This window comes from Ignavibacteriales bacterium (assembly GCA_026390815.1).
Taxonomy (GTDB): domain Bacteria; phylum Bacteroidota; class Ignavibacteria; order Ignavibacteriales; family SURF-24; genus JAPLFH01.
The window spans coordinates 1-17,742 of record JAPLFH010000038.1 but is presented as its reverse complement, the minus strand read 5'-3'; the positions used below and the strand labels follow the sequence as shown (position 1 = coordinate 17,742).

The window sequence follows — 17,742 nt, the reverse complement described above, 5'->3', positions numbered from 1 at the left end:
TTTTTAACTACAAAAACAGATGAACAACTTTTACTTTTTGGTTAACCGGAGGTTCTATTTTCTATTCTCTTAATATTTCTTCGTTTTTATTAAACTTAGTCATATTTCTTACTTATAATTTATTTTTACCGGACAACAGTGAATTAAAATATAATTATTGTCATTCATTCAGCCGCAAATATAATTGGAGCCTACGATTTCAATAATCCTGGAACCACTTTCTTTCCCGTTACGTTTAAACTTATCGAGCAACAATCATTAAAATTCTGAAAGGAATATATTATGTTAAAACGATTTTTTTTGCTGATAATAATTTTATTAACATCAGTAATTATTTTACCCGCATCAGGGATTGGAAAGAAAGTAGAGAATTTTACTTTGGAAGATTATAATGGTGCGAAGCATTCTCTTGCAGATTATAAATCTTCTAAAGCAATTGTAATGATATTTATGGCGACGCAATGCCCTGTATCCAATGCGTACAATGAACGCATGGCACAGCTTTATAAAGATTACTCTTCCAAAGGAATTACATTTGTTGGTATAAATTCAAACAAGCAGGAAACTGTTGAAGAGATAAAAAATCATTCTAACGAACATGGCTTTAAGTTTACAATCCTAAAAGACTGGGACAACAAAATTGCAGATAAATTGGAAGCATCAGTAACTCCGGAGGTATACATACTCAACAACAAATTGGAAATTATATACCACGGTAGAATAGATGATTCGAGGCGGGAAGAAAAGGCAACATCCAAAGATACCAGGACTGCACTTGATGCTTTACTTGCTGGGAAATCAGTTGAAGTTCAGGAAACCAAAGCATTCGGGTGCAGCATAAAACGCATACAATGATTTCACTGCGAATAATAATTCTAATTCTTTTTAGCTTTTTCATCTTCGGTGGTTGTGGTAAAAACGCACGGGATAACGGAAAAGATAAAAAGACAGATTCCACACTTACACAAACTAATATAGTTCAGCGTGTTGATTCCATCAATAAATTTGGACTTAACACGCTTATTCAAAAGCGGAACGGAAAAATTCTTCTTTTAAATATCTTGGCAACATGGTGTTTACCTTGTATAGAGGAATTCCCCGATCTTGTAAAACTTTCAGAATCCTACGAACCTGGTAAACTTGAAATCGTGGGAATCAGTGTTGATTATCCTGACGAGGTTAAATCCAAAATACTTCCGTTTCTTACTAAGCATTCTGTTCCATTTAAAATATATGTTGCAAATTTTAATAAAGACGAAGATCTTATAAATACATTGGATTTGAAATGGAATGGCGCAATTCCAGCTTCATTTATTTATGATAATAAAGGAAAGCAGCAATTCAAATTAATTGGAAAAAGCACATTCGATCATTTTAAAACTAAAGTTGATTCCTTAATCACGAAACAATAGATTTTTTTCCTTCATTGACTGGCGCTGTTCCTGCTTTGCCGGATATACTCCTCTGCTCGATTCCATTAACTAAGACATATGAACTACTTCAAAACATTGTTGACATAAGCAAATCTGTTTGTTATGTTGTAAACAAAATTTACTCCACTTATTTAGCAAATTACTGTTCAGTTTATAAATAGATTTTTTTGCTACGCCCGAAATAATTTTAAGTTACATTTTAGCTATTAGAAGCCGAGCAATGCAATTCATATAACGATTGATATGCAAAAATTATTTTTACATGTTTTATTTTCAGAATTACTTCTCTTCAGTTTCTTGAATTTAGAAATTAAAATTTTTGCACAATCCGATCCGGTTAAATCTCTTCCGGAAACTATCGATGGCTGGAAGATTAGTGAACAGGATAGATTTTTTGACGACAACACTCTTTATGATTACATTGACGGAGGAGCCGAATTATTTATCAGCTACGGATTCACAAAAGTATTTAATAGAAATTATTCCAAACCTGAGCAGTCAAACATTAGCGTGGATATTTTTTATATGAATTCATCATCTGATGCATTCGGTGTATTTATGCAGTCTACCGGAAGAATTGAAAATGATTTCGGACAGCAATCGCAGCAGACAATCGGATCAATAATTTTCTGGAAGGATAATTTTTATATTTCAATAATGTGCAATCCTGAGACTGAAGAATCTAAAATAGCTATTTCAAAGCTGGCAAAGGAAATTGACAAATCGATTACGGGGATTGGTTCTCTTCCGCCGATAATAAGTTTATTACCGGAAAATAATCTCGATAATAAAAGTATCCGTTACTTTAAACATTATATCTGGCTTAATTCCCACACATTCATTTCAAATGAAAACATCCTGAATATAAATAGTAAGGTTAATTGTGTTCAGGCAAAGTATAATATAAAGAATAGTAATCCCATTCTTTTACTAATAGAATATCCAACCATAGAAGAAGCGGCGCTGGCCAGGAACAGTTTTATCCACACATTCAATTCAAAGCTTTTAAAGAGCAAGATACTTAAAACAGAGAAACATAAATGGATTGGTTTGGATTCATTTAATAATCATATCTGGGCGGTTTTTAATTGTAATGATAAAACCACAGCACAAAATCTTTTAGACTCTGCAAGTAAACAAATAAAATAAATTGGAGTTGAACAATGTTTGCAAAACATTTTACCAGAAGAGAGTTTATTAAAACAGGTGCTTTTGCTGCAGCAAGTACGCTGGTCATCGGCTCAAGTTCATTTTTGATGGCAATACCTGCAACCAAAACTAAGGTTATTTTAATCCGAGATAAAAATGTTCTTGATGATAAGAACAAAATAAATGTGGAAGTTCTTGAAAGAATGCTTGATGATGCAGTTAAATTATTGTTTGATACCAGTGATGCTATGACTGCATGGAAAAAGATCATTAAACCACAGGACATAGTTGGAATAAAAACCAATGCCTGGCAATATCTGGCTACTCCACCCGAACTGGAAAACGCGATTAAGAAAAGAGTAATGGATGCCGGAGTAAAAGAAAATAATATAAGCATTGATGACCGCGGTGTGTTAAACAATCCGGTATTCCAGAAAGCAACAGCATTAATAAATTCACGCCCGATGAGAACCCATTATTGGTCCGGTGTAGGAAGCCTGCTAAAGAATTATATAATGTTTGTTGAAAAACCATCCGATTATCACAATGATTCCTGTGCTGATCTTGCTTCAATCTGGAAACTTCCAATTGTAAAAGATAAAACAAGGTTAAACATTCTTGTTATGCTAACACCGCAATTTCACAGCGTGGGACCGCATGGATACAGCCCGGAATACATCTGGCAGTATAAAGGATTAATTGTAAGCACAGATCCGGTAGCCGCCGATGCAGTCGGATTAAAAATCATTGAGGCGAAACGGAAGGAATTTTTCAAAGAAGATAAGCCATTAAGTCCCCCAGCTAAACATATAGAATTAGCCGATACACGGCACCACCTTGGTACCGCCGATTTGAAAAAAATGGAATTGATAAAAATTGGTTGGAAGGAAAATATTCTGATCTGAAACTCTAATATCTGAAGCCTGCATTTTCTTTTACTGGCAATGACCATTTCTTGCAGGGTTTATAATAATTTAGTAAAAAAGGTTTTGTTTTAAGCGTACGAAAATGATCTTTTGTTGCCTCTGTTAATTGTTTAACTTTCCTTACCAGTATACATACTTGACCTTTCCTTTATAAATTGAAATTCTATAAGTTATATTTCTATTAAGTTAATCCAGATAATAAAGACATTAAAAAATGCAAAGAAAATATAAAATAAATATATTATCTTTGCATAAAGTCAATTAGATTTAACTATGGAAAACATTGGTTATATTGAAATTAGAATCTCCGGTTTCAAAGGTAATATTGAAATTACGCCGGATACTTATGATATACGCGAATTGATTGAAGTTGTTGAGCAAACCGAAAAACTTTTATTCCCTGGTGAAAGAAAAGAACGTCCACTATTAAGTTATCATATTGAAGAAGGATCAGTAAAAAATATATTTAAGACCAATCTGCAGATTATACTAGGTTTCAGTGCAGTCCTTGGTCAAATTCAATTCACTCAAAATATCGACTTTCTTGAAGCTAACACCGCGAAAGCTATCGAAACATTTCAAGAAACAGCAATTAAAAAAGATTATTCGTTTGAAATCAGAACATCATTACTAAATTCATCACAATTAAAAATTGACAAGTCAACTTTTTTTTATCGTACAAAAGAACATTGGGTTGATGCAGAGTTTTATTTTTATGGTAAGATTACAAATGCTGGGGGAAAGGAAAAAGCAAATATCCATCTGTCTTCTGCAGAATATGGTACATTATTCATTCAGACTCCACAAGAGTTTTTAGCCAAAGCTGAAGAAAATATACTTTATAAAACTTATGGTGTTAGAGCCAAGGGCAAACAAAATTCCGATACTGGTGAAATAGACACTTCAAGTTTGATATTTCTAGAACTTTTAGATTTTAATAAAATATATAATGAAAAGTATCTTAAAGATTTAAGAAAAAAAGCAAGTGAGTGGCTGACAAACATTAATCCGGATGAGTGGATGAAAGAAATTAGAGGTTACGATGCCTAATACCGGAGTATTACTTGATACTAGTTTCTTCCTTAGATTTCTTAATGAAAACGATTCCCTTTTCGAGAAAGCTGATAAATATTATAAATACTTTCTAGAAAAAAATTTTATCCTTTTTATATCTACAATAAGCATAGCCGAATTTTGTGTTAAAGGATCGATCGATCAACTTCCTCTCAAAAATCTATTAATTATTCCATTTAATATTAATCATGCAAAAAAAGCTGGTGAGTTTGGTAAAATTCTTTATAATGCCCGTAAAGAAGGAGTACTAAATGTTAATGAACGACCGATTATAATAAACGATGCGAAATTATTTGCGCAAGCTGAAATAGAACTCCAAATACAATACTATGTCTCTTCCGATTCAAGAAGCTATAGGATTTTCGAAACAATTTATAGTAAAAATCCATTAAATTTTTCTTTTCTTGATATACATATTGACCATTCTGAGGTCTTCGGAATATTAAACCTATAATTTCATCGATTGGCAAGGTCCAAACCTTGCTAGGATATTTTGTAGTTTTGTTTATAAAAATAGGTTAACAATAAAATGATTTTATCTCTATTACTGCTCAGTGTCTTTTCACTTATCCTTGGTGTTGTACTAACACTCAAAGCAAATCCTTACGGAAAGTTTTTATCAACGACGCACAAGCTTTGCTCATTTTTATCTGGAGTAGTTTTTTGTATTATACTTTATAGCCACTTCAGGCAAAATGGTTGGGCAGTTATTTCATTGTTGTTACCAATTGCAACACTTTTATTTTTTATTGCTTCAGTAACTACAGGATCTATTTTAATCAGTGATCAAACAATCAGACAAAAAATAAAATTTGTTCATAGGATTACTTCCTTTGCTGCATATCTGTTTGCCTTACTTTCATTTTACTCTTTACATTTTTTCTAATTGATTTAAATCTAACAAACCAACTCGAAACAGTTACTGGTTGGCTCAAATATCATTTCTTACCTGTACCTCACCCGGATATTTTCCTGCACTTTTTATGAAAATTTTAATGGTACTTGAAAACTTTATTGACATAAACCAATTCGTTTCTTATAATAAAAGTAAGGCACTTGTATGATTACTTTAAATAACTGAACTGGTTATTAATAAAATTTATAATGCAGTTGCCTGTAAGATAATAGTTAATGAAAAAATAAAGAAAGCGTATGAGAAAAATAATTTTATCAATGCACACATCGCTTGATGGTTTTGTAGGTGGAAAAAATGGAGAATTAGACTGGATTAAATTTAATGATGAAATGTTTGATCTTGTAGGAAAATTCTCAGATGAAGCTGATGCAGCATTGTATGGACGAGTTACTTATCAAATGATGGAAAATTACTGGCCAACTGCAGCAGACAAACCGGCACCCACCAAGCACGAAATAGAACATTCTAATTGGTATAACAAAGTAACCAAAATCGTTTTATCCAGATCAATGCAAGGCAAACATTTGAGCAACACAATTTTCATTAGCGAAAATATTCCAAATGAAATTAATAAACTCAAACAACAAAAAGGTAAAGACATTTTAATTTTTGGCAGTCCAACTGCCGTTCATCATCTTATGCAATTTAACTTGATAGATGACTTCTGGTTATTTTTAAATCCCATTATTCTTGGGCAAGGAATTCCGTTGTTTGCAGGTATAAAAGACAAAATAAAATTAAAATTGCTAACAACTAAAGAATTTTCTTGCGGCGTAACCGGACTTAATTACACCATTGACAAATAATAAAATCGGCGAGCCAGACAAGGACAAAAAATAATAAAAAATTTTAGACAACATTTAAATACAAACAAATAATAAAATGGAAACAATTAGCAAAACAAAAATCACAATAGAAAATATTGTGAAAGCACCCGTAGAAAAAGTCTGGAAACTTTGGACTACTCCTGAGCACATCATAAAATGGAATAACGCTTCAGACGACTGGCATACAACAAGAGCAGAAAATGATCTGCGGATTGGTGGCAAATTCCTTTCAAGCATGGAAGCCAAAGATGGTAGTATGGGTTTTGACTTTGAAGGAATTTATAGCGAAGTAAAAACTAACGAATTGATTGCTTACCAGATGGGAGATGGCAGAAAAGTGAAAAACATTTTTACCAGTAAAAGTAATGAAACTAAAGTGGTTGTAACATTTGAAGCCGAAGAGACTAATTCTATAGAAATGCAACGTGGCGGATGGCAGGCAATTTTAGATAATTTTAAAAAATATGCTGAGACAAATTAGTTAACTATTTAACTTCCAATAGAAATAATAACAATTAATCCTTTGCTTATTGATTGATAACCAGGCAGAGAATCGGGCAATTGTTTCCTTGGCTGGCAAAGTCCACACCTTACCAGAAGCTAACAGTTGGGTTGAGGATGGAAAGATTATTCCACCAGTATCAATGAAGGATCATAATCTTCAACTTTCTTATATCCCAGTAAATTTAAAATTGTAGCCGCAACATTAGACAACCCAGGATTTTGAACACCAGCCATTTTATATTCATTATCATACTTAGGATCGAAGATAATAAATGGCACCGGGTTAAGTGTGTGAGAAGTTTTTGGTGTTCGCACTCCGTTTTTCTCAGTAAACATTTCGTCAGCGTTTCCATGGTCGGCGGTTACAAGCGCAATACCGCCAAGCTCTTCAACAACTTTTAATAATTTCCCCACGCATTCATCAACAGTTTCCACTGCCGTAATTGCCGCCTGCATATCACCGGTATGTCCAACCATATCACCATTGGCAAAATTTATTCTTCCAAACTGAAACTGATTTGTCTTTAAATATTCGATTGCTTTTTCAGTAATCTCGTAAGCTTTCATTTTAGGAGCCTGATCAAATGGAATTTTATCTGAAGGAACTTCAAAATATTTTTCAAGCTTTTCATCAATGTAACCGGAGCGGTTTCCATTCCAGAAATAAGTTACGTGACCAAACTTTTGCGTTTCAGAAATAGCAAAGCTGGTAACACCCGCAGCACAAAGATATTCACTTACAGTGCGTTCAATCTCCGGAGGAATAACTAAATAATTTTTTGGTATGTGCAGGTCGCCGTCATATTCCATTATTCCCGCATAAAATATATCCGGAATTTTCCCGCGCTCGAATGTATTCAGATCAGGTTCTTCAAACGCTCTCGAAATTTCAATTGCTCTATCGCCACGGAAATTAAAGAACACAACGCTGTCCCCATCAACAATTTTCCCGACAGGTTCGCCAGCTTTATCTGAAACAACAAAGGGACCCATATATTGATCAGTCATTTTTGAATCTTCTGCATAGAAAGTTTTAATTGCTTCGGAAGCAGATGAAAATTTTCTTCCGATTCCAAGCACGTGTGCATCCCAGCCGCGTTTCACTATTCGCCAATCTGCATTATATCTATCCATCGTTACATTCATCCTGCCGCCGCCGGAAGCAATCCGGTAATCAAATCCTTTTTCAGTTGATATCTTTAAGAGTAATTCTTCTGTAGGAACTACAAAATCTAAAGCAGATTTTTCACCAACATCTCTTCCATCCAGCAACGGATGAACCCGGAGTTTATTTACATCTTCTTCTGCACATTTATTTATGAGAGCAAAAAGTTGTGTTATATGGGAATGAACATTTCCATCCGATAGAAGTCCGATGAAATGAACTGTTCCGCCATGTTTTCCATGTTCAATTACTTTCTTCCAGGTATCTGATTGAAAAATTTTTCCTGTTTCAATTGCTTTATTAACCAGCTTTGCACCCTGAGCAAAAACTCTTCCTGCTCCAAGCGCATTGTGCCCAACTTCGCTGTTTCCCATATCATCATCAGAAGGAAGTCCAACAGCTTTTCCGTGCGCCCTAAGATTCGTTTGCAAAGGAATCGTAAACAATTTATCAAGCACGGGAGTTTTAGCCATGTAAACTGCATTGTTGTCTGCATTCTTTCCAATTCCAACACCATCCATAATTATCAACAGCAAAGGACCTTTTCTGCCATGAAATTCTTTCAATTTTTCAAGATTTAATTCCATAATTCCCTTTTTTGTTTTAAAGATTCAAATAAAATTCTGCTTAAATATATAGAAATTGAAATTAACTTTCTCCCCATTAGTCAGCGGTTAGCCAATATCATTCAGTTGTTTCATTCATCATTTAACCCGTTATGATTATTTAATTGTTGAATTGTTAAATTGCTAATGCTTGAGTTGTATTTCATAAAACAATTTAGCAATCGAACAATTGAACAATTTTAATAAAAAATTATGAACTAATTGTATATTCAGCAATCTGAAATCCGAAATCCCCAATCCGCAATCAATTCCGGGTTCTTGTAAAAAAATGTGAACTTGTTTATCTTGTATAAGAAATTTATGGTTTAAAATGAAAAATAATCTGATCTATAACTTTTTTACAGACGATGACCTGTTAAGGATTTCTGACAAGATAAAAGAAATGGAAGATATTACTTCCGGAGAAATAAGGGTTAGTGTTAAAGAGCATCGTAAATTACTACAACGGAAAAAATCTGTGCACGAACTTGCACTTGCAGAATTTATCAGGTTGAAGATGCACGAAACCCGCGACAAAACGGGAATATTAATTATTATCCTTTTAGAAGAAAGGAAATTTCACATTCTTGCCGACGAAGGAATAAACGAAAAAGTACCCGATAATACCTGGGACGATATCAGCAATGAGATGCAAACAGAATTTCAGAAAGGGCTTTTTTCAGAGGGAATAATCCTGGGAGTTGAAAAAGTAGGGAAAATTTTACAAGTGCATTTTCCCATAAAAGCTGATGATACAAATGAACTTTCTAACAAAGTTGAATTTTAATATTACTGCTTATAATTACTCTTCAAACTAAACCATTTTCCTTTTCCGGAATATTTTGAATTCTTTTTACTAAAAAGATGTTAATAAAAAAATAAGTTGAGAAAGACAATTAGTTTATGAAAAGAAGAAGCTTTGTTAAAACTGGGATATTAACTGCAATTGGCACTTTACTTATTTCTCCATTTATAAATAATAAACAAAGTTCTTACGCAATAACTAAAACCAAACATACACCATTACCGGAACGCTGGGATAACAACCGGATTACACTTAGCTGGATCGGACATTCAACCGTACTTATAAATTTTTTTGGTGTGTGGATTCTTACAGATCCGGTACTTTATGAAAGGATCGGAATTTATTTATTAGGAACAAATTGGGGACCTTCCCGTTTTACTTATCCGGCTTTATCAATTGATGAAATTCCACAACCAGATATAATGCTTCTCTCTCACGCACATATGGACCACATGGATTATAAAACATTAAAGGATTTTGCAAATAAATATCCTGGTAAAATTGATTTGATAACCTCATTCTTTACTAAAGATGTAATTGAAGATCTTCCTTGGAAATCAATTAAGGAATTGGATTGGGGTAACGAGCATTTACTTAATGGAGTAATTATTAAAGCTTTAGAGGTAAAGCATTTTGGCTGGAGATTTCCATGGGAAAAGGATCGTTCGCAAGGATTTATGAAAACAGGAAGAAGTTATAATGCTTATCTTTTAGAAAAAAATGGAAAGAAAATTTTATTTGGCGGCGATACTGCAAAAACCGATAAACTTAATTTTCTTATGGATAAAAACATTGATGTTGCAATAATGCCAATCGGGGCATACCGTCCATGGAAATGGAGCCACTGCAATCCCGAAGAAGCATTAATTATGGCAGATAAATTAAATGCAAAATATTTTATTCCAATTCATACTAATACTTTCCAACAAGGGAAAGAACCACGCAAAGAACCACTGAACTGGCTGAACAAATCCGCGATTAATTACAAGGTTCAGTTGGGCTTGAATGAAATTGGACAGACATTCACTGTTTAGGAATCGTTAAAATAACTTACTTGCCTTTTACACTTTGTTGAATTAATTTTGATTTGAATTTGATTGATTTACTCCTTATATATTTATAAGGATAAAATGAAAAGAAACATGCTAAAAACAAGAAAGGTAATAAAACTATTAAAGAAAGATGGCTGGCTATTATTTAGAAAAAGAGAAAATAGATACCAGTTTAAACATCCAATTAAACTTGGCATTATAACAATCTCTGGTAAAAATTCTAAAAAAATTGCACCGCTTACTTTATCAAATATTTTTAACCGTGCAGGTATTTTATGAAAAAATACTTGATAGTTGTGGAAGATACAGGACAAGGTTATTCCGCATTCTCCCCTGATCTGGATGGATGTGCAGCAACAGGTGCTACCAAGGAAGAAGTTGAAAAAGATATGGCAGATGCAATAAAATTTCATTTGGAAGGCTTAACAAAAGAAGGTTATAAAATTCCTGAACCCAAATGCTATGCAAAATATTTAGAGGTCAACGATTAAGAAAAATATTCCCACTATGTTTCAGAAAATATTTTATGGCACTTTCTTATCAAAGTTTTTTCCAAAAGCTTCTAATTGTTGATAAATAATTCCACCAACAATAAACACCAATCCTATAATTGCATTAACTGGTATTTGCTCTTTAAGTACAACGCTTATTAATATAAAAGATAAAAACGGTGAAAGATAAGCCAATGTTGAGGTTTTAGCCCGGCTTTTACTCAAAGACAATCCTTTCATCCATAGCAAGAAAGTAAAACCCATTTCAAAAAATCCAATATAGACTGCACCGAAAATATATTTTGGTTCATGAATTATAAAAGTATCAAACACCAGGATGTACATACCTGATAAAATCGTACCGATAAAAAATGCACCGAATAGTTTTACGGATGAATCTCTTTTATCTATCATATTTAAAAGCCAGAATGATGCCCAGATAATTGAACTACCGATCGCAAGGATTACTCCTTCCCAACTATCAAAATGAAGATTAAAAATATTTCCTCTGGTTGCAATAATAATTACACCAACAAAAGCTGTTATTAAACCAATCACGATTCTAATACTTATTTTTTCCTTTAAAAAAATTGCAGACATAATGGAAATGGCAATTGGCCATGTATAGTTAAGTGGTTGTGCTTCGTGCGCAGGAAGTAGGGAATATGCTTTAAATAAAACAAAGTAGTACAAAAAAGGATTTAACAAACCAAGAAGTAAACTTTTCTTCAAATCAGCAAACGTTAAAAATTTAAAAGAGTTTCTTCCATTTGTGGAAAGCAGAATTATAAATAATACCACGCTGCTGGAAAGTGATGAATAGAAAAGCATCTGCAGAAAATTCATTCCAGCTAACGTGAGTTTAAAAGCAGTTGCCACAGTTGCCCAAAGTAAAACAGCACTTATTGAATAACCAAACGATTTTAAGTTCATCAACAATTCCTTTTTGCAAACGTTAAATAACAATAAAAAGAATTCTAATCAAACATTTTCTGCTTTCTAAAATTAAAAAATGAAGTTATATTTTTGAGGAATTTAAAAATCATTTTTCATTTAAGGGTAATTCAATGAATCAGATTTTACCGGAATCGATGACAGTTACACAAGTAATTCAGCTTTTAATTGCACCGGCAGTTATGATAAATGCATGTGGATTGTTGTTGCTTGGAATAAACAATAAATATTCGCTGGTTGTTAATCGTGTGCGTTTGCTAAATGAAGAAAAACGAAAAATGGTTCACAAAGTCGGGGAGAAAAATTTTACTTATGAAGAAAATGTAAGATTGGAAAGCATAACCCGGCAATTAAAAGATCTTGTCTACCGTGTAAAACTTGTGCGCAATTCAGTTTTGTGCTACACAAGCGCAGTTGCACTTTTTGTTCTAACATCGCTTCTTACCGGTTTTAATTTTTTTGTTGATGCGATTAATCTAAAGATGGAAATTATTGGCGTTTTTTTAGCGGGGATGATTATGGTTTTAGTCGGAATTTGTTTTGCATTTCTTGAAACAAAAAAGGGTTATGATATAATCCTGTATGAAGTTTTTGCAGATGAGTAAAAATCACAAGTCAATGGAAGATGAGTTCTTACAGCCTGATAAAATGATTGAGCTGTACTCGCGCGGAGCATTTCCTATGGCGGATGATGATGGCACTATCAACTGGTATTTGCCCGAGGTTAGAACCATCATTCCATTAGATAAATTTAATCTACCACGTTCGCTTAGAAAAATCATTCAACAATCAGAGTATGAAATAAAAATAGATTCCGCTTACCTTGATGTAATAAGAAATTGTGCCAACCGGGAAATAACCTGGATCTCTGAAAAATTGATCGCAGCCTATATTCGTTTGTATGAACTTAAACATCTGCACTCTGTTGAAGTGTGGATGGACAATAAACTCGTTGGCGGTTTATACGGAATAACTTACAAAGGCGCTTTCTTCGGTGAATCGATGTTTTCCAAAGTTAGCCAAACATCCAAAATTGCTCTTGCAAAACTGGTTGAACATTTAATTGAAAAAGAATTCGTTCTTTTAGATGTGCAATATCTTTCTCCCCATTTAAAAATGTTTGGTGCTGAAGAAATTTCCCTACTGGAATTTTACGAATATCTTTTAGCTGCATCTAAGGTGGAGTGCGAATTTTAAAATGAATACTTTAAACTCATTCTAAGATTCTTTAGATTGCAAACTAAAAAATGGATGAATAGCAAAATGAAAAAGAAATTTATTCCCGAATTTAAAATTGTACTTCTAATTATCTTAATTGGTATTTCCGGACAAAAGTTGTTTGCTCAATCAGGCGGACTAAATTTAATGGTTGCGTTGCCCCAGGGTGAGTTTAAGGAGAATGTTGATAAAGTTGGATTTGGAGTAAGCGGGCATTTTACTTTATTTAAGACCGGACCCAGTCTTCCCTTTACAGTTGGAATAAACGCAGGATATATCAACTACGGAAATGAAAAGCGAACCGCTCCTCTTTCTGAAACAATTTATGAAATTCCTGTAGAAGTAAACAGAACCAATAATTTGGTAAACTTTCATTTGCTATTTCAAATCTCTCCATTTAATGGGCCAGTTAAACCATATTTAGATGTTTTAATGGGTGGTAATTATCTTTTTACTACTTCGGAAGTTAAAAGCCAGGGGAATGAAAAATCCTTTGCCTCAACAACAAATCAGGATGATTTTTCCTGGAGTTACGGTGGTGGTGGTTTACTAATCAAATTAGCAGACTTAGAACCAACTGGTGAAGCTATGGCACCGGCTTCAATATGGCTCGATTTAAAAGTGCGATATTTATTCGGAACAGAGGCGGAATACTTAAAGGAAGGTTCAATTAGTCAGGATCCAGTAACCAAGTTAGCTGTTTATCAATATTCCAAATCAAAGACTGATTTGATTACAATCCATTTAGGAATTGTTGCAGAATTTTTTTGAATTGAGAATAACAATCAATTCAATTTCATAAATGTAAATATCGTATAGTAGTTTTGGTAGGATTACGCTGTCTTGAACGAGACTGTGAATATACTACCTTTGCCCTTTTCACTTTGGACGGAAATTCCCGCGTTGTTCAATTTTAGATAATTTTCCACCAAAGACAATCCCAATCCTGTACCTTCAAATCTTCTTGTGTAGCCACTATCTTCTTGAGAAAATGGAATGAATAGTTCTGATAAATATTCTTCAGAAATACCAATGCCTGTATCTTTTACATCAACGTTGATCAGTTTATTAGTTTGATTATAAACCGAAATAGTAACAGAACCTGATTCAGTATATTTTAATGAATTATCAATCAGGTTCTGAAATATTTGCAAAACCGAATATCGGTCGCCAATTATATTTTTATTTTCTGCATTACAATCAAGACTAAGTTGTAATTTTTTTCCGCTGGCAATAAACCGGAATTCACTAACTATGTCTGAAAGAATGTCATCAACTATATTTAGCTTCCGAAGTTGAATATCAAAGCGTCCGGCTTGAATTTCCGACATGTTCAAAATCATATCTATTGTTCTAATTAATCTCCTGCCGCCTTGTTCAATAATACCAAAACTTGGTTGTAAATCTAAGCTGATTTTATTTTCCGTTTCATCTTTAAGTAAGGAAGTAAAACTTAAAATAGTATTAATCGGTGTTCTGATTTCGTGCGACATTTGAGCCAGGAAATTTGATTTCAGTCGATCTGATTCCTCTGCTTTTTCTTTTGCTTTAGTTAATTCTTCTTCAACCTTTAACCGCTCAACAATTTCTTTTTGAAGTATTTGGGTATGTGTTTCAAAATATTTTATTCTTTTTTTATAAAAGAAATAGATAAGTCCAATTATCAAAACAACAATGGAAATTCTAAACCACCATGTATTCCAATAAGGAGGTGAGATTATAATTTTTATTTCGGCAGGTTTATCATTCCAAAGTCCATCACTATTTGTCCCTTTCACTTTAAAAGTATATTCACCCGCCCTAAGATTTGTATAACTTACATATCTCCTGCTGCCGCATTTAATCCAGTCTTTATCAAAGCCTTCCATCATGTATGCATATTGATTTTTTTCTGGAGAAGAGTAATCGAGAGAAGCAAACTCAAAGGAAAAATAATTTTCTTTATACGATAAATTGATTTTATCCATTTCGGAAATTGGTTCATTGAAAGTAACCAATTGATCAAATTTTCTAAACGCAGTTATAACTATTGGTGGAGAGAACTGATTATCTTTAATTTCATTTGGAAAGAAACTATTAAAACCATTTATCCCTCCAAAAAACATTTCACCATCTTTACTTTTATAAAATGAACCGCTATTATATTCAGTACCTTGCAACCCGTCCCGATTATCATAATTCATAAAAGATTGAGCTTGAGGATTAAATTTAGATAACCCATTATTGGTACTAATCCATAAATTACCAACGCTATCTTCCAGAACACCATACACAACATTACCCGGTAAACCATTTTTCATATTGAAATGAATAAACTTACCGGTAGTTTTATCAAATTTGTTAAGTCCGCCATCGTAAGTGCAAACCCAAAGGTTGCCCGCTTTATCTTCATTGCAAGAAAGCGCATAAATATCTGATAAGGAATTTGGATTTGCTGGATCGAAAGTAAAATGAGTAAATGTTTCGGTTTTTCTGTTAAATTTATTTAAACCACCGCCAGATGTACAGATCCAAAGTTGCCCCGATTGATCTTCAAAAATATAATTTACACGGTTGTGACTTAAGCTATTATTTGAATTTGTGTTTCTATAGTTTTTAAAAATTGATTTTGTTCTATCGAACGCAGAAATTCCTCCGCCTCTTGTTCCAATCCATAACACACCTTGTTTATCTTCACAAATTGTTTTTACGTAATCATCAGTTATACTAAAAGGATTATTTGGATTATGCTTAAACGAAATAAAACTTCCGCTTTGTTTATCAAACTTATTTAATCCGCCGCTTTCGGTTCCAATCCAAATTGTTTTATTTTTATCTTCAAAAATAGCAGTAATTACATTATCGCTAATGGTTTTTGAATCGCGTGGATTATTTTTGTAAGTAATACATTTTCCGCTTGCCCTATTAAAAACAAGAAGACCATTATCGGTTCCGATCCAAACATTTTTTTCATCATCTTTGAAGATGGACCAAATATTATTTGTATTTATATCCTCGATGGAAAAAGTACTAAAAGCATATTTGCGGAATTTATACTTCTTGATTTTATTTAAACCACCACTCCTTGTACCAATCCAAATTAAACCGGATTTATCCTCATAAATAGAAACAATATTATTTTTACTAATACTGTTTTTTTCATTTCTGTCATAAAGAAAATGATAGAACATATTTTTTTTTGCTTGATACTTATCTAAACCATCTCCGTTGGTTCCAATCCAAAAATTACCTTTACTATCAATTTTAAAGCTTCGTATTGAATTCCCAATTAAACTATTTGGATTCGTATTATCATGCTTAAGATTATAAAATATTCCATTCTCTACATCAAACTTATTTAAGCCGCCATATGTTGCAACCCAAAGTATGTTTTTATTATTTGGATCTTCCTGTATTGCCCATATTCTATCATTGCTTATGCTGTTAGAATTTTTAGGATCATTTTTAAATTGGTAAAAAATCCCTTTTGCTCTATCGAACTTATTTAGTCCTCCATCATTTGTACCTACCCATAAATTACTCTGGCTGTCTTCAAATATTGTATTTACGTAATTATTACTTATTGAGTTAGAGTTTGAAGGATCATTTTTATAACTAAAGAAGGTTTTACTTACTTTATCAAATTTGTTTAGCCCATTATCAGTCCCAATCCAAAGCACACCATTTTTATCTTCAAGGATAGTATTTACAACATTATCGCTGAGGCTTTTAGGATTATTAATATCATACTTAAAGTGAATGAACTTTTCAGTTTTATCATCAAATTTATTTAAACCTCCACCGTTGGTTCCAATCCAAATTGTACCGCTTTTATCTTCACGTAAAGCAAGTATCCAATTATCGGATATTGAACTGGAATCATACCGATCAAATTTGTATGTATAAAACTTGTAACCATCATATTTATTTAATCCTTCGGCTGTACCAAACCACATAAAATTATGTCTGTCCTGTAAAATTGAATAAACTGAACTCTGGGACAAACCTTGTTCAATTGAAATCCTCGAAATTTCATATTCATTATTTTGGGGAAAACTGGTATTAAATAAAAGTAAATCCAGAAAAAGAATGAGCATAGCTCCAAGTGAAACCAGGAAGTTCCTTATGGATTTATTGTAAAAAATGCTTTTATAAAAATTACTCATCTCGTTTCTTTAAATTAACATAGTTACCGTGTTTATTCTTTGCGGATAATAAAGGCAGAATGTAATAGGATTTATATTACCGTTCTGGACAAAAAAAATCGTCTGTTCTTTTTAGGTTTTCCTCTATTTTAGATCTGAATAAATAATTACAACAATACTAATCTGTTTGTATCTTACTTTCGAAAAATAAATGAAATAACTTTAGCTGTTCTTGTGCTTTTCGTTAAAAATTTAACATCTGTATTCATACAAATTTGATTTTAACAAATTCACAAAAAACGTGGTTACTTAAAAAAAAAGGCGGTTCTTAAGGAAGAACTTTTAATTAAATACTCACCTTACGCAAAGAGAAAGAAAGGTATTAAATTTCTGGTGACAAAAATCAGAGGTATGCGATGAAAAAAGAACTCTTAGAACTGTACACAGATTATTTAATGAGTTCATTTTCTTATACGACAGCCACGGGTCTATCAGTAAT

General features: G+C 32.8%; 19 protein-coding genes. 16 read left to right on the top strand and 3 right to left on the bottom strand.

The features are described 5' to 3' along the window. Positions 1 to 282: 282 nt before the first annotated feature. The 9 genes from NTX22_11920 (at position 283) to NTX22_11880 (ending at position 6,806) form a co-directional block, all read left to right on the top strand. Positions 283 to 855, top strand: coding sequence for a thioredoxin family protein (locus tag NTX22_11920; GenBank protein MCX6151226.1), 573 nt, complete (start codon positions 283 to 285; stop codon positions 853 to 855). Continuing rightward, the gene (locus NTX22_11915) at positions 852 to 1,412 is read left to right on the top strand and encodes a TlpA disulfide reductase family protein (GenBank protein ID MCX6151225.1); all 561 of its coding nucleotides are present in this window, start codon (positions 852 to 854) and stop codon (positions 1,410 to 1,412) included. The genes NTX22_11920 and NTX22_11915 overlap by 4 nt, the downstream gene beginning before the upstream one ends. 264 nt (positions 1,413 to 1,676) lie before the next feature. Then, complete coding sequence (locus tag NTX22_11910) at positions 1,677 to 2,582, top strand: hypothetical protein (GenBank protein MCX6151224.1); 906 nt, start codon at positions 1,677 to 1,679, stop codon at positions 2,580 to 2,582. Positions 2,583 to 2,596: 14 nt separating this feature from the next. Next, a complete protein-coding gene (locus NTX22_11905; protein ID MCX6151223.1) occupies positions 2,597 to 3,487 on the top strand; it encodes a DUF362 domain-containing protein in 891 nt (296 codons plus the stop codon). 294 nt (positions 3,488 to 3,781) lie between these two features. Next, positions 3,782 to 4,558, top strand: a complete 777-nt coding sequence (locus NTX22_11900) for a hypothetical protein (GenBank protein ID MCX6151222.1) — start codon at positions 3,782 to 3,784, stop codon at positions 4,556 to 4,558. Beyond that, complete coding sequence (locus NTX22_11895) at positions 4,551 to 5,036, top strand: hypothetical protein (protein ID MCX6151221.1); 486 nt, start codon at positions 4,551 to 4,553, stop codon at positions 5,034 to 5,036. Before NTX22_11900 ends, NTX22_11895 begins: the two co-directional genes overlap by 8 nt. A gap of 75 nt (positions 5,037 to 5,111) precedes the next feature. Further along, a complete protein-coding gene (locus NTX22_11890; protein MCX6151220.1) occupies positions 5,112 to 5,468 on the top strand; it encodes a hypothetical protein in 357 nt (118 codons plus the stop codon). Between the two features lie 266 nt (positions 5,469 to 5,734). Next, the gene (locus NTX22_11885) at positions 5,735 to 6,304 is read left to right on the top strand and encodes a dihydrofolate reductase family protein (protein ID MCX6151219.1); all 570 of its coding nucleotides are present in this window, start codon (positions 5,735 to 5,737) and stop codon (positions 6,302 to 6,304) included. Positions 6,305 to 6,380: 76 nt separating this feature from the next. Beyond that, positions 6,381 to 6,806, top strand: coding sequence for an SRPBCC family protein (locus NTX22_11880; protein ID MCX6151218.1), 426 nt, complete (start codon positions 6,381 to 6,383; stop codon positions 6,804 to 6,806). Between the two features lie 146 nt (positions 6,807 to 6,952). On the opposite strand, the gene gpmI is transcribed toward NTX22_11880, so the two are convergent. Continuing rightward, positions 6,953 to 8,581 (bottom strand): 2,3-bisphosphoglycerate-independent phosphoglycerate mutase, encoded by a 1,629-nt coding sequence (gene gpmI / locus NTX22_11875; protein MCX6151217.1) that lies wholly within the window; start codon positions 8,579 to 8,581, stop codon positions 6,953 to 6,955. A gap of 349 nt (positions 8,582 to 8,930) precedes the next feature. On the opposite strand from gpmI, the gene NTX22_11870 reads away from it, so the two are divergent. The 4 genes from NTX22_11870 to NTX22_11855 all read left to right on the top strand — a co-directional run bounded on the left by NTX22_11870 (position 8,931) and on the right by NTX22_11855 (position 10,947). Next, positions 8,931 to 9,386, top strand: a complete 456-nt coding sequence (locus NTX22_11870) for a TPM domain-containing protein (protein ID MCX6151216.1) — start codon at positions 8,931 to 8,933, stop codon at positions 9,384 to 9,386. A 116-nt stretch (positions 9,387 to 9,502) separates the two neighbouring features. Next, positions 9,503 to 10,438: an MBL fold metallo-hydrolase gene (locus NTX22_11865; protein ID MCX6151215.1), complete on the top strand. Its 936-nt coding sequence runs from the start codon at positions 9,503 to 9,505 to the stop codon at positions 10,436 to 10,438. 96 nt (positions 10,439 to 10,534) lie between these two features. Further along, positions 10,535 to 10,735: a type II toxin-antitoxin system HicA family toxin gene (locus tag NTX22_11860; protein MCX6151214.1), complete on the top strand. Its 201-nt coding sequence runs from the start codon at positions 10,535 to 10,537 to the stop codon at positions 10,733 to 10,735. Continuing rightward, complete coding sequence (locus tag NTX22_11855; protein ID MCX6151213.1) at positions 10,732 to 10,947, top strand: type II toxin-antitoxin system HicB family antitoxin; 216 nt, start codon at positions 10,732 to 10,734, stop codon at positions 10,945 to 10,947. The genes NTX22_11860 and NTX22_11855 overlap by 4 nt, the downstream gene beginning before the upstream one ends. Positions 10,948 to 10,980: 33 nt before the next feature. Here NTX22_11855 and NTX22_11850 read toward each other — a convergent pair whose 3' ends face one another. After that, the gene (locus NTX22_11850; protein ID MCX6151212.1) at positions 10,981 to 11,880 is read right to left on the bottom strand and encodes a DMT family transporter; all 900 of its coding nucleotides are present in this window, start codon (positions 11,878 to 11,880) and stop codon (positions 10,981 to 10,983) included. Positions 11,881 to 12,014: 134 nt separating this feature from the next. On the opposite strand from NTX22_11850, the gene NTX22_11845 reads away from it, so the two are divergent. The 3 genes from NTX22_11845 (at position 12,015) to NTX22_11835 (ending at position 13,890) form a co-directional block, all read left to right on the top strand. After that, positions 12,015 to 12,506: a DUF2721 domain-containing protein gene (locus tag NTX22_11845; GenBank protein MCX6151211.1), complete on the top strand. Its 492-nt coding sequence runs from the start codon at positions 12,015 to 12,017 to the stop codon at positions 12,504 to 12,506. Then, positions 12,499 to 13,098, top strand: coding sequence for a leucyl/phenylalanyl-tRNA--protein transferase (aat, locus tag NTX22_11840; protein ID MCX6151210.1), 600 nt, complete (start codon positions 12,499 to 12,501; stop codon positions 13,096 to 13,098). Before NTX22_11845 ends, aat begins: the two co-directional genes overlap by 8 nt. A 66-nt stretch (positions 13,099 to 13,164) precedes the next feature. Continuing rightward, the gene (locus NTX22_11835) at positions 13,165 to 13,890 is read left to right on the top strand and encodes a hypothetical protein (protein MCX6151209.1); all 726 of its coding nucleotides are present in this window, start codon (positions 13,165 to 13,167) and stop codon (positions 13,888 to 13,890) included. Positions 13,891 to 13,952: 62 nt separating this feature from the next. On the opposite strand, the gene NTX22_11830 is transcribed toward NTX22_11835, so the two are convergent. After that, complete coding sequence (locus tag NTX22_11830; GenBank protein MCX6151208.1) at positions 13,953 to 17,264, bottom strand: ATP-binding protein; 3,312 nt, start codon at positions 17,262 to 17,264, stop codon at positions 13,953 to 13,955. Positions 17,265 to 17,742 lie beyond the last annotated feature (478 nt).

What these genes read in the sequence shown, in the direction of transcription:
- NTX22_11845 (MCX6151211.1), top strand. Translation starts at nt 12,015, where the DNA reads ATGAATCAGATTTTACCGGAATCGATGACAGTTACACAAGTAATTCAG.
- NTX22_11905 (MCX6151223.1), top strand. Translation starts at nt 2,597, where the DNA reads ATGTTTGCAAAACATTTTACCAGAAGAGAGTTTATTAAAACAGGTGCT.
- NTX22_11915 (MCX6151225.1), top strand. Translation starts at nt 852, where the DNA reads ATGATTTCACTGCGAATAATAATTCTAATTCTTTTTAGCTTTTTCATC.
- NTX22_11835 (MCX6151209.1), top strand. Translation starts at nt 13,165, where the DNA reads ATGAAAAAGAAATTTATTCCCGAATTTAAAATTGTACTTCTAATTATC.
- NTX22_11830 (MCX6151208.1), bottom strand. Translation starts at nt 17,264, where the DNA reads ATGAGTAATTTTTATAAAAGCATTTTTTACAATAAATCCATAAGGAAC.
- NTX22_11910 (MCX6151224.1), top strand. Translation starts at nt 1,677, where the DNA reads ATGCAAAAATTATTTTTACATGTTTTATTTTCAGAATTACTTCTCTTC.
- NTX22_11860 (MCX6151214.1), top strand. Translation starts at nt 10,535, where the DNA reads ATGAAAAGAAACATGCTAAAAACAAGAAAGGTAATAAAACTATTAAAG.
- NTX22_11895 (MCX6151221.1), top strand. Translation starts at nt 4,551, where the DNA reads ATGCCTAATACCGGAGTATTACTTGATACTAGTTTCTTCCTTAGATTT.
- NTX22_11850 (MCX6151212.1), bottom strand. Translation starts at nt 11,880, where the DNA reads ATGAACTTAAAATCGTTTGGTTATTCAATAAGTGCTGTTTTACTTTGG.
- aat (MCX6151210.1), top strand. Translation starts at nt 12,499, where the DNA reads ATGAGTAAAAATCACAAGTCAATGGAAGATGAGTTCTTACAGCCTGAT.
- NTX22_11855 (MCX6151213.1), top strand. Translation starts at nt 10,732, where the DNA reads ATGAAAAAATACTTGATAGTTGTGGAAGATACAGGACAAGGTTATTCC.
- NTX22_11870 (MCX6151216.1), top strand. Translation starts at nt 8,931, where the DNA reads ATGAAAAATAATCTGATCTATAACTTTTTTACAGACGATGACCTGTTA.
- NTX22_11865 (MCX6151215.1), top strand. Translation starts at nt 9,503, where the DNA reads ATGAAAAGAAGAAGCTTTGTTAAAACTGGGATATTAACTGCAATTGGC.
- gpmI (MCX6151217.1), bottom strand. Translation starts at nt 8,581, where the DNA reads ATGGAATTAAATCTTGAAAAATTGAAAGAATTTCATGGCAGAAAAGGT.
- NTX22_11900 (MCX6151222.1), top strand. Translation starts at nt 3,782, where the DNA reads ATGGAAAACATTGGTTATATTGAAATTAGAATCTCCGGTTTCAAAGGT.
- NTX22_11920 (MCX6151226.1), top strand. Translation starts at nt 283, where the DNA reads ATGTTAAAACGATTTTTTTTGCTGATAATAATTTTATTAACATCAGTA.
- NTX22_11890 (MCX6151220.1), top strand. Translation starts at nt 5,112, where the DNA reads ATGATTTTATCTCTATTACTGCTCAGTGTCTTTTCACTTATCCTTGGT.
- NTX22_11880 (MCX6151218.1), top strand. Translation starts at nt 6,381, where the DNA reads ATGGAAACAATTAGCAAAACAAAAATCACAATAGAAAATATTGTGAAA.
- NTX22_11885 (MCX6151219.1), top strand. Translation starts at nt 5,735, where the DNA reads ATGAGAAAAATAATTTTATCAATGCACACATCGCTTGATGGTTTTGTA.